Source organism: Dehalococcoidia bacterium (assembly GCA_041649635.1).
GTDB lineage: Bacteria > Chloroflexota > Dehalococcoidia > E44-bin15 > E44-bin15 > JAYEHL01.
Genome location: JBAZMV010000006.1, coordinates 96,089 through 107,053, shown reverse-complemented (window position 1 = coordinate 107,053; position 10,965 = coordinate 96,089). Strand labels below are relative to the sequence as shown.

Below are 10,965 nucleotides of genomic sequence, written 5' to 3'. Positions count from 1 at the left end.
TGTATCCGTAGATGTCTGAGTTGTAGTTGCCATTGCGATTGCGGCCATCTTCCCATACGACTATGTCACCCGAGATGGCTGGATGGCGCTGGGAGGCGGAATCAACGCAAATGGGGAACTCGGTATCCGTGGTGATGTTATAGCCGTATATGTCCCAGATGCCATTCTGCCAGCTGCCGTTCCGGTTGTCCATCCATACAATGATGTCTCCCGATACAGCGGGCATCCATTGGCTGGCTGAGTTGGTGGTGATAAGGATATTGGTACCGACGGAAAGATTAAGATAGTAAGCCTTACCTATATAATATGCGTCGCTTTGCCACCCATCGCTGTTACTCTGCTCGCTCCATACCACAATGTCACCTGAGATTGACGGATAATTTTGTTCTAGCGAGTTGGTGTACAGAGGGAACTCCTCTTTTACATATGGGGTTGCTGGCGTGGAGGTGGGGGTAGTGGTTGGCGTAGGTATCGTCTCAGTTGTAGAGCAACTTGCCGCTACCAGCACTATCGACAGCATAAAAAGAAAACCTAAACAACAGGTAATTTGCCTTTTCATCAGCACCTCCAGCTAAATGGAGCTACTGAATGATACCATGCCTTAAACCATTTGTGAAGCAATTGAGGCAGCACGTTTCCCCGAAAGGAGCATCCCGCCGAACGTCGGGCCCATGCGCGGCACGCCGTAGACCGTGCCCACCGCCATGCCGCAGACCACCAGGCCGGGATACACCTCCCCGGTGTGCTCCACAACCTGGTCCTCGGAGGCGGTGATCCAGAGCGGGCCCTCGCCCCGGGTTTGCAGCAGGCCGCGCTTCTCCAGTTTCTTGACTACGCATGCGTCGTGCCCCGTGGCGTCGATGACTACCTTGCATTCCAGCGGCACCGGATCGAGGGCGGATATCTCGTTGGGAAGATAGGCGATGGCGCTCCAGTTGACCACCACGCCGGCTACGCGCTTGTCGGCTTTCAGAACGAGGTCTTCCAGCGAGGTCAGCGAAAATATCTTTACGCCCGCGCTGCACGCGGCGGCTATGGCGGCGGCGCAGGTGTGGGGGGCGCTGGCGGTGTAAAGCCCCTTGCTGTGCTTCTCGTAGGGCACGCCCAGCTCGTCCAGCACCTTCTGCGCCGGCGCGCGTATCGTCAGTATGTTCATGAAATAGCCGCCGATCCAGAAGCCGCCGCCGAGGTAGTTGTTGCGCTCGATGATGAGAGTTTTCACGCCTTTCTTGCATAGGTCGATGGCGGCTATGAGTCCGGCGGGCCCTCCGCCGACGATGATGACGTCGCTCTGGACGTATTCGTCGAACTGGGCGGAGAATTTGCGTATTATGGCGCGGGTTACGTCGCGCTCTTCAACCGGCTGGAAGATGGGCATCTTAAGCTCCTCTGGTGGGCACAGCCCACCCTACGATTCTAATCTGTCATTATCCGACTTGATCGGATAATCCAGAAGGCGAATACAAGATTCGCCCCTACTTGGCAATTGTTAATCAACCCCCTGTATCCCCCAGTCTTGGGGGAATTTAAAAAAGGATAGGGGACACCCCTAAAACCCCGTCAGGAGATTATCTCCTGCACCTCTTTTCACCACTCGCCCCTACACCGTACGGGCACGGCGCGCCGTGCCCCTAACATTTCTCAACGCCCTTGCCGAGGTACTCGGAGACCAGCTTCATGGCGCACATGCCGCCGCACATGGTGCAGGTATCGCCTGAGCCCGAGTGCTGCTTGTGCAGCGAGCGCACCTTTTCCGGGTCCAGCGCCAGCCTGGCCTGCTCCTCCCAGTTGAGGCTCTTGCGGGCCACCGACATCTTGCGGTCGATCTCGCGGGCTCCTTTGATTCCCCTTGCAATGTCGGCGGCGTGGGCCGCGATGCGCGACGCGATGACGCCCTGCCGCACGTCCTCCGTCCCAGGCAGGCCGAGGTGCTCCGATGGCGTGACGTAGCAGAGGAAATCGGCTCCGGACATGGCGGCTATCGCGCCGCCGATAGCGCCGGTGATGTGGTCGTATCCGGCGGCGATATCCGTGACCAGCGGGCCCAGCACGTAGAACGGCGCGCCCTGGCATAAGGTCTTCTGGATCACCATATTGGCCGCTATCTGGTCCAGCGGCACGTGCCCCGGCCCCTCCACCATGGCCTGCACGCCGGCCTCCCGTGCGCGGGCCACCAGCTCGCCGAGGATGATGAGCTCCTCGATCTGGGCCCGGTCGGTAGCGTCAACTATACTGCCGGGGCGCAGGCCGTCGCCCAGGCTCAGCGTCATGTCGTGTCGTTTGGCTATGTCGAGCAGGCGGTCGTACTGCTCGTACAGCGGGTTCTCCTTATCGTTGTGCAGTATCCAGCCGAGGAGTATGGCCCCGCCCCGCGATACGATATCGGTGACCCGCCCCTGCTTCTTCAGCCTGTCGATGGAGGCCCTGGTGACGCCGCAATGCACGGTGACGAAATCGACGCCGTCCTGAGCATGCTGTTCTATCGCATTGAACAGGTCGTCGGCGGTCATGTTCACCAGCGCGCCCCTGTCCTTGATCGCCCTTATCGCCGCCGTGTAGATAGGCACCGTGCCCACCGGTATCGGGCTGTTGGCGATGATGGCTTTGAGTATCGATTGCAGGTCTCCGCCCGTGCTCAGGTCCATGACCGTGTCGGATTTATACTGTACGGCGACCTTCAGCTTCTCAAGCTCGGTCTCTTTGCTGCCGCTGTCGGCGGACGTTCCGATGTTGGCGTTGACCTTTATCTTGAGCCCCTTGCCGATGCCGCAGTGCTGCGTTATCTTGTGTTTTTTATTCGACGGGATAACGATAGTCCCCCCGGCGACGCCCTGCTGTATAAACTCCGGCGTGACGCCTTCGTCCGCGGCGACGCGCTTCATCTCGAAGGATATCCCCCCGCTTTTTGCCAGCTCTAACTGTGTCATATCTCACCCCTTTATAAAACAGAAAACCGAGAGCCTCGGTACTCGGTTCCAGACTCCCGGTCTATTCGGTCCCGCTTCCCTACGCTCGCATTACCGAGATCAGGTTCCAGGGGTTGTCCTTCTATGTCCTCTAGGAATCACGGAAGGGCTCTCAGCCTAACGGCTCCCCCGCGGAGAAATCAATGGTAAGTACTTAATATTTTAACATAATCAGCTATGAGGCGCAAATATTATGCAGTCAAAAACAGAAGAGGACGAAATCGCAGAAAACCCAGAGGCTTAGTCAATAAAAATGCTGGCTCGTAAAAATCTATAACAATTTCGCGGCAGGATTACTGAAGAATTCTGTAATAATCTTAGTCATCTCTATATCTGACAGACTGAAGATTTTATGAATCTGATTGAATAAACTATATTCTGGCACTACGAAGCATGCTGATATCTTTACACATATCTGGAATCGTTCCTCCAAATCTACACGTCCTAATATCCTTTGAATATTCCCCGAAACCCGCTCAAATGGATTTACTGACTCATCAAGTTCCTTAAATTTTTCGCGAACATCATTAATTCGATAGCTAGTGGTGTATTGATAGAACACAGTATCTAGGATTTCCATAGCATCATCTTGAGTGATACTTTTTTCATATTCCGTTAGTTGTTTAACTGTCTCATAGAGAAAATAGGTGCCCAACTCGTGGATTATTTTATGTCTTTGTTCTTTATGTGACTCTTTTCTGAACCTAAATATTTTCTTTTCATAATATTTGAACAATTCCTGTATTAGGTCATTTACTGTGGTAAAACCTGTTATGTAGATACATAGTCCTCTTTTCATGTTTGTTGGATATTCTTTAAAGTTGAAATTCTTATTTTCCTTAGCAGAAATGTTTAGAGACCTCTCGATCCTCTGTGATCTCATATCTTGTGCAGTCCTTGATAAAGGCTTATTGCCATCCCAATTGCCACTCCCAGCCTCATCAACGGAAACCTTCCCTTTACACTTAGGATAATTGACACATACATGGAAATCACATCCATCTTTCTTAGATGTCCGTAGGGTTGTTTTTGCTCCACATTTAGGACAATAAGGCATTATTTTCCTCTATACCGCTGAATCACCATGGCGAATCTACCCTACCAAACAAGTATGCTATAGGACGAAGAAGCCCACCGATAATTAAACCTATTAGTAATATTGGTAACAACCACCAAAACATAAATAGTGCAAAGTTTTCGATTTCAATCTTATCCTCCTTAATTATGAGTCCACGTTCTCTACTCCAGCGCATTTTGCTTCCCCCTCTGGGCTATCTATAAAATGACGAGATATCGAAGTAGAAATCTCGGACAGTTCCGTTCTTTAGTACCACAATCAATAGGTCATAAGACTTACCGTCTGATCCTTCTAACAGTTCTTGGGTCTTCAATTTCCAGTCCACATTTCTCTTGCCACAGCGCATCTCTACATATCTGTACTCCGCATGTACCCCACTTGGCTCCGATGTAGTCGTGATTACTACTGCATCTTCCATCGTTGTGCCTGACCCTCCACTATATAGGCTAGATTGATTAGGTCTTCGTCGGTCATCCTTTTGCAGTGTTTTCTGATTTTGAGCCCTATTGTATTTTCTTTTTCGGGGCAGGTTTCCCTTTGAGATAATGCGTAGTTCCGTTTTATAAACATAATAAACTAATAAAAACGACATCACAGCGATGAAAATTATAATCAATCCGCATATCTGCAAGATGTTCAAAGGGCCCATATCCATGTCTATAGTAGAACCAAAGACAAGAAAGCCGATACCCGCTACCATGCCAAAGAACGGAAGAACACAATTATTTAGCAGATTATCTTTTGATTGCTGTTTCAGTTTTTCTGTTGATTGTTGTCTCATGTTTTCCATTGCTTGTTGTCCGACCACTGTCGCTTGTACCCTTTTTAAAACTTCTGGTTTACATCGTTTACACATTATCTTATCTGCAAGTATATAAGAACATTCTGTGCATATAGGTTCACTACACACACAACATATTTGCGTCGCGACTCTATTTGGATGACAATAACAATTTACGCTCATTTAGCCTTTCCCTTAAGCAGCCTAACTGGGTCAAATGGCGCTGGATAAGTTGGTAACACTTTAGTGCCGATGAGAGAATCTGTCAACAATAGCATCTTTATGTTATGCTTTTGTCGCCGCGGCGGGGATACGAGATCGCAGTATGAAAAAGGAGGGGCGCCATGCCGATAAAGGTTAAGGTCAAAGGCGAGGAACTGCAGGAGGTTAGCGAGCACTTCGCCAAGTTGGCCAGCCCTTCATTCAACGACGTGCTCAACTACAGCATCGAGTCGCAGTCCCTGGAAGAGGGCACCCTCAAATTCGATATGCGCGACGAGCTCTTGGGGAACCCCATATTCCGCGTGCTTCACGGCGGGGTCATCTCCTCGATACTGGATATAGCCGGCGCCCATGCCGTGTATCTGCATATATTCAAGCAGGTCATGGGCAAGCCTATAGATAAGAAGATGGAGCGGCTGGGCCGGATAAGCACCATAGACCTGCGCATCGATTACATCAGGCCGGGGAAGGGGCGGCATTTCACCGCCACGAGTAATATCCTGCGGGTGGGGAGCAAGATAGCGGTCTCCCGCATGGAGCTGCGCAACGAGGAGGATGTGCTTATTGCGGTGGGCACGGGGACCTATACGGCGGGGTAGCAGTTTGTCATTGCGAGGAGTCCTTCCATGATATTGCGGTATATGGAAGGATGACGTGGCAATCTCGTTTTCGTATGGTGTAGGGGCGGTTCGCGAACCGCCCCTACGGTAATCGATATATAAGGGCTCGCAATGACGAGGCGGGGAGCGCAATAATTATTGTGGTGGGTTTTCGAACCCACCCTACACGGTCGGATAAATGGAAAAGGGGGCCGTTTTAAACAACCCCCTTCGTCCCCAACCACCCTTCCGTAGAAAGATATTGTTATTTCACAACTACTGTAACGATGAACGTCTCGACGGGCTCTACATCCGTCTCCCAGGAGCGGCTGTACTGCATCTCGATAGTGCTTGTGCCCTCATCGATAGCCTCGAACGTCCAGACCTCCTGGCCTCCCGCGCCCACCATCCCCGTGTCGGCGCCCACAAACTCGTTGCTCACATCGTCGATTACGGCCTCATCGCCGATCTCCGAGATCGACCAGGCATATCCCGTCGACGGATTCGAGTCGAGGGTCACTATCAACGAATCGCCGGGGGAAAGCTCTATCTGCTGGCCGCTTTCGGCGACGTTGAAAATCTGCGGGTCGCCTGTATCCGCCGAAGCCGTGCAGGCCACTCCCGCGATGGCGGCCGCGGCAAGCACCGTTACCGCTGCTAATCCTAGATAATTCTTCATTTCCTTCCTCCTCTTGCGCCGATTAAAATCGGGTTTCTATTTGCCTGTCTTGTTAATAAAGACGTGCCAGGATTTGTTTTGTCAGCCGCGACATTCCGGTCATTATGTAGGGGCAGGGCTTGCCCTGCCCGATAAAGAGGGCGCAGCGAGCAGCGCCCCTACAACGGAGGGTGGAGAGGGTCAGGGTGAGGGTATTCAACTACAGATATCGAGATTGCCACGTCGTCCCTCCATGATATCGCGGTATATGGAAGCACTCCTCGCAATGACATACGGAATGAGGCATTTCCGGTTGTGCAACCGCCAGAGAATCGTGTATATTAGGGAATACCGTAAAATGAAACTGAGGAGGCGCTTCGATGTCTAATGTGATCGTCATGACCGATACCACGGCATGCTTGCCAAAAGACGTTGCCGATAAGCACGGCATAAAGGTCGTTCCCGCCTCTCAGATAACCTGCGACGGCAAGACCTATATCGAGGGCGTGACCATCACCGCCCGGGAGGCTTACGATATCATCAAGAAGGACCCGGACAGCTTCTGCACCGCGGCCATCACGCCGGGCATACTCCTGGAGGAGTTCCGCAAGGTCGCTAAGGAGCATCCCCAGATATTCTTTGTAACCATATCGTCCGGTCTCAGCGCGGTAGCCCAGTCCGCCAACGTCGCGGCGGATCTGCTCAAAGAGGAGTTTCCAAATTCCAGGGTCGTGGCTTTCGATTCCAAGACCGTGGCCGGCGCGGAGGCCATGATCGCCATCGAGATGGCCGGGCTGGCGGCGAAGGGTAAGGGCCTCGATGAGCTGGCGGGCTACGCCGCGGCGATGCGCAAGGTAACGGGCGGCGTGCTCATGCTGGACACCGTCGGCTACACCTATCGCAGCGGACGCATGTCTAAAGAAGACGCGCTCAAGACTGCGCAGTCGAACATCAAGCCGGTAAACCGCATGTCGGATGAGGGCGTTATGGAGTTTGCCGACATGACGACGGACAGGCTCGAGGGGTTAAAGAAGATGATAGAGGTCGTGAAGAAGGATGCGGCAGCCGCTGAAGCGATGCATTTCATGGTCTCTCACGCCGACGCGCCCGATACGGTGCAGACACTTGTCGATATGATCAACAAAGAGTTCAAGGTCCTGAGCATGATAGTGAGCGACTACAGCCCGGTTATGGGGTACTCCACCGGTCCCGGATGCATGTTTATCGGATACCACCCAGAGATGGGTTTATGAGGCGTATGATTGTCGCAATGTAGGGGCAATTCATGAATTGCCCCTATGCGGGGGAACGTCGGATTTGATTGTAGGGGCGAGGTCGTCTCGCCCTGTTGCGGGCAGACACGCAGGTCTGCCCCTACGCGAATGTCGAAATATGAGGGCTAAGGGTTTGAATATCGACGAGATTGCCGCGTCGCCAACGGCTCCTCGCAATGACAGATTATTGAGAGAGGTACCCCGATGAATCGGGGACAGGGTTTTAGGGGTGTCCCCTATCCCTTTTTAAATTCCCCCAAGAGTGGGGGATTAAGGGGGTTGATTAGTTTAAAGCTGATGAATTTATCTCGACATATGGAGAAATCATAAATTGAGCGTACTCGATCGATTCCGTGAAGTAAATGAATCCTTCCCAAAAACCGCTCAAATCCTGGAGCACAAGAAGCGCGGCGGCAAGGTCATCGGATGGCTGTGCACCTACGTTCCCGAGGAGATAATCCACGCCGCGGGCGCTCTGCCTATACGCATCATCGGTTACTCTCGCGAGGCCAATCTGGACGATGCCAACGCCCATCTTTACATAAATAATTGCACGTTCTCGCGCAGCTGCCTTCAGCTCGGCCTTGAGAAGCAGTACGACTTCCTCGACGGCGTCGTGGGCGGCTCGACCTGCGACGGCGCGCGGCGGCTGTTCGATGTCTGGCGCCAGTATGTAGGCACCCCTTTCCATCACGTGCTGACCGTGCCGCGCAAATTCACCGAGCGCGCTCACCAGCTTTACTATGACGAGGTCGTGCTGTTCAAGAAACATTTCGAGGAGCACTTCGGCGTCGAGATAACGGATAAGGCGCTGTTAAAATCGACAATTTTATTAAACGAATCGCGCGGCCTGTTGCATGAGCTTTATGAGCTGCGCAAGTGGGGCAAGCCGCCGATAAGCGGGGCCGAGACGCTGGAGGTGCTCAACGCGGCGTACAGGATGCCCAAGGAGCTCTTCAATCAGTGGATCACCGAATTAATCGATGAATTGAAGGCCAGCGACAAGGCCTTCACCGGCAGGGCGCGGGTCATGCTGGTGGGCAGTGTGCTGACCAATCCGGAGTTCGTCAAGTCGATAGAGGATCAGGGCGCGCTTGTCGTGACCGACGAACTGTGCACCAGCACGCGCTACTGGGGCGATAAGGTCGTTCTCGACGATGGGAGGCCGATACTGGAGGCCATCTCGCGGCGATATTTGAACAACTTCCCCTGCGCCCGGATGTACCCCTCCGACGAGCGCTTCAACCGCATCATCGATTACGCCCGCGACTTCAGGGTCGACGGTGTGATAAGCGAGATCGTGAGGTATTGCGTGCCGTATGCCCACGATTTGCCGCTACTGACGGACAGGCTGTCGGAGGTTGGCATACCGACATTGGCACTCGACGTGGAATACGGTTCGGCGGGTTCCGGGCAGGTCGCCACGCGGGTGCAGGCGTTCCTGGAGATGCTGGAGGCGCGGAAGAAATAGATGTCGCGTCGAATTTGATTGTAGGGGCGAGGTCGCCTCGCCCTATGGATTCCGGTCTTCACCGGAATGACGATTCGGAAATATAGGTATCCCGTAGGGGCGAAGAATTTTTCGCCCCTACATGAGGATCGAAATATGGGGGTTATTGGGTTTAATATCGACGAGATTGCCGCGTCGCCAACGGCTCCTCGCAATGACAGACTCTTGAGAGAGGTACCCCGATGAATCGGGGACGGGGTTTTAGGGGTGTCCCCTATCCCTTTTTAAAATTCCCCCAAGAATGGGGGTCAGGGGGTTGATTTAAACTGTGAGCACTGAAAGCAATAAAAAAATCGAATCCATAATCAGGGCCTGCAGGCTCATGCTGCGCATGAACCAGGCCAAGCCCGATGCGCGCAAGAGCGACACCCTGTATTATAAGATGCTCGAGACCTATTACCGCCGCCTGCTCGACGCGCACGACGGCGGAAGGCTCATCGCGGCGCACACGGTGTTCTTTCCCACCGAGCTCATCTACGCCATGGACTACGTGCCGATGCACACAGAGGTTACTACCTGGATGATGGCGCTCTTTACCGGCGAGAATTCGGACATTCTCTCGTCCGGCGCTGAGCTGGGTCTGGCCTCCGAGATATGCACGCCACATCGTGGGCTGGCCGGCGCCTTCGCCAACAAATCGATACCGTGGCCGGACGTCATGCTCTGGTCCAGCCTGGTCTGCGACAACACGGCCAAGGCCGGCGAGCTAATCATGAAGATAACGGGCGCGCCGGGGTTCTTCATCGACCACCCGTTCAAGGAGAGCGAGGGGGAGCTGCAGTACCTGGCGGGGGAGCTGCACGACATGGTATCGTTCCTGGAATACAAATCGGGCAGGCGCATGCACTGGGACCGGCTGGCGGAGATCGTGGCCCGTATGGACCTGCAGATAGAGCTCATACGTGAGATAAACGAGATGAGGAAGGCCGTTCCCACTCCGTTCTCGCCGCTGGGTTTCCTGCAGCTGCTTACTATCGACTATCTTTTCCCCGGCCAACCCGAGGCCATTGAATACCTGGAGACGCTGCGCGATGAGCTGGCAGAAATGGTTGAGCAGGGCAAGGGCGCCGTCGACAAGGAGAAATTCCGCCTGATGACGTTCTTCCTGCCCCCGATGTACCTCATGGGCTTCCTGGACCGCATCGCCGTTGAGCACGGGGCGGTCAGCGTGACCGAGCCGTTCTTCACCTTCTGGGGCGAGGGTAAGCTCGACCCGTCTAAGCCGCTGGAGGCAGTGGCCAAGAAGTCCTTTATGATACCGGAGATGCGCATGTACGGCCCGCTCGATAACCGGGCCATAGGCAGCATCAAACAATGCGCCGAGGAGTATAAAGTCGACGGGGCGGTCTACTGGGCCGACGTGGGTTGCAGGCACACCTGCGCCACGATAAAGCTGTTCAAAGACCTGCTGGAGGAGATCGATATCCCTGTCGTGACCATCGATTGCGACGTGGTGGATCCCACAGTCACCTCCGAGGCCGAGGTGCGTGCCAAGATGGAGCAGTTCTTCGAGATGCTGGAGGACAGATAATGGCGGACGAAGAGGAGAGCCCAGTCGAGCCGACACGAAATCGGAAGAAAACAGTCGGCGTGATTCTTATGATTGTAGGCGTATTCGGTTTTATCTTGTGCCTTATTTGGTTTTTTTGTGGACATCGCAATTCCGACGCTGAAATATACATTGGCACATATATTATCTTGTTATTTATGGTTGTCTTCTTTTTGGTATCTATGACAGGAGGAATCCTTTTCTGGGTAGGAGACAACGAGGATAGACGACAAAGCAAGCTTAATAAGGCCGTCGACTCGCAATCGAAATAGCAGTCCTTCGAGATGCTTGAGGATAGATGAGAATTAGAGTATATTAAACAAACAAT

General features: G+C 53.4%; 11 protein-coding genes and 1 riboswitch. Of the genes, 5 read left to right on the top strand and 6 right to left on the bottom strand.

The features are described 5' to 3' along the window. From WC562_09060 to WC562_09040, 5 genes are all read right to left on the bottom strand, one after another. On the bottom strand, positions 1–559 hold a 559-nt coding region (locus tag WC562_09060), incomplete at its 3' end, for a hypothetical protein (protein ID MFA5056295.1). A gap of 42 nt (positions 560–601) precedes the next feature. Then, complete coding sequence (locus tag WC562_09055) at positions 602–1,378, bottom strand: sulfide-dependent adenosine diphosphate thiazole synthase (GenBank protein MFA5056294.1); 777 nt, start codon at positions 1,376–1,378, stop codon at positions 602–604. Positions 1,379–1,631: 253 nt separating this feature from the next. Beyond that, on the bottom strand, positions 1,632–2,927 hold the full coding sequence (gene thiC / locus WC562_09050) for a phosphomethylpyrimidine synthase ThiC (GenBank protein MFA5056293.1): 1,296 nt from the start codon (positions 2,925–2,927) through the stop codon (positions 1,632–1,634). A 58-nt stretch (positions 2,928–2,985) separates the two neighbouring features. Beyond that, a riboswitch (TPP riboswitch) is annotated at positions 2,986–3,107 on the bottom strand. Between the two features lie 130 nt (positions 3,108–3,237). Then, positions 3,238–4,023 carry a hypothetical protein gene (locus WC562_09045; GenBank protein MFA5056292.1) on the bottom strand — a complete coding sequence of 262 codons (786 nt, stop codon included), beginning with the start codon at positions 4,021–4,023 and terminating at the stop codon, positions 3,238–3,240. Between the two features lie 214 nt (positions 4,024–4,237). Beyond that, positions 4,238–4,834 carry a hypothetical protein gene (locus WC562_09040; GenBank protein ID MFA5056291.1) on the bottom strand — a complete coding sequence of 199 codons (597 nt, stop codon included), beginning with the start codon at positions 4,832–4,834 and terminating at the stop codon, positions 4,238–4,240. A 335-nt stretch (positions 4,835–5,169) separates the two neighbouring features. Here WC562_09040 and WC562_09035 point away from each other — a divergent pair, with 335 nt between their 5' ends. Continuing rightward, the gene (locus tag WC562_09035) at positions 5,170–5,646 is read left to right on the top strand and encodes a thioesterase family protein (GenBank protein ID MFA5056290.1); all 477 of its coding nucleotides are present in this window, start codon (positions 5,170–5,172) and stop codon (positions 5,644–5,646) included. Between the two features lie 265 nt (positions 5,647–5,911). On the opposite strand, the gene WC562_09030 is transcribed toward WC562_09035, so the two are convergent. Continuing rightward, positions 5,912–6,325, bottom strand: coding sequence for a protease inhibitor I42 family protein (locus WC562_09030; protein ID MFA5056289.1), 414 nt, complete (start codon positions 6,323–6,325; stop codon positions 5,912–5,914). Between the two features lie 359 nt (positions 6,326–6,684). Here WC562_09030 and WC562_09025 point away from each other — a divergent pair, with 359 nt between their 5' ends. From WC562_09025 to WC562_09010, 4 genes are all read left to right on the top strand, one after another. Then, a complete protein-coding gene (locus tag WC562_09025; GenBank protein ID MFA5056288.1) occupies positions 6,685–7,557 on the top strand; it encodes a DegV family protein in 873 nt (290 codons plus the stop codon). A 352-nt stretch (positions 7,558–7,909) separates the two neighbouring features. Beyond that, the gene (locus WC562_09020) at positions 7,910–9,049 is read left to right on the top strand and encodes a 2-hydroxyacyl-CoA dehydratase family protein (GenBank protein MFA5056287.1); all 1,140 of its coding nucleotides are present in this window, start codon (positions 7,910–7,912) and stop codon (positions 9,047–9,049) included. 307 nt (positions 9,050–9,356) lie between these two features. Further along, on the top strand, positions 9,357–10,619 hold the full coding sequence (locus WC562_09015) for a 2-hydroxyacyl-CoA dehydratase family protein (protein MFA5056286.1): 1,263 nt from the start codon (positions 9,357–9,359) through the stop codon (positions 10,617–10,619). Then, entirely contained in the window at positions 10,619–10,909 is a 291-nt protein-coding gene (locus tag WC562_09010; protein MFA5056285.1) for a hypothetical protein, read from the top strand. The genes WC562_09015 and WC562_09010 overlap by 1 nt, the downstream gene beginning before the upstream one ends. Positions 10,910–10,965 lie beyond the last annotated feature (56 nt).

Bases quoted from the DNA above. Each gene is read 5' to 3' on its own strand.
- thiC (MFA5056293.1), bottom strand. From the start codon at position 2,927: ATGACACAGTTAGAGCTGGCAAAAAGCGGGGGGATATCCTTCGAGATG.
- WC562_09025 (MFA5056288.1), top strand. From the start codon at position 6,685: ATGTCTAATGTGATCGTCATGACCGATACCACGGCATGCTTGCCAAAA.
- WC562_09045 (MFA5056292.1), bottom strand. From the start codon at position 4,023: ATGCCTTATTGTCCTAAATGTGGAGCAAAAACAACCCTACGGACATCT.
- WC562_09055 (MFA5056294.1), bottom strand. From the start codon at position 1,378: ATGCCCATCTTCCAGCCGGTTGAAGAGCGCGACGTAACCCGCGCCATA.
- WC562_09040 (MFA5056291.1), bottom strand. From the start codon at position 4,834: ATGGAAAACATGAGACAACAATCAACAGAAAAACTGAAACAGCAATCA.
- WC562_09010 (MFA5056285.1), top strand. From the start codon at position 10,619: ATGGCGGACGAAGAGGAGAGCCCAGTCGAGCCGACACGAAATCGGAAG.
- WC562_09030 (MFA5056289.1), bottom strand. From the start codon at position 6,325: ATGAAGAATTATCTAGGATTAGCAGCGGTAACGGTGCTTGCCGCGGCC.
- WC562_09035 (MFA5056290.1), top strand. From the start codon at position 5,170: ATGCCGATAAAGGTTAAGGTCAAAGGCGAGGAACTGCAGGAGGTTAGC.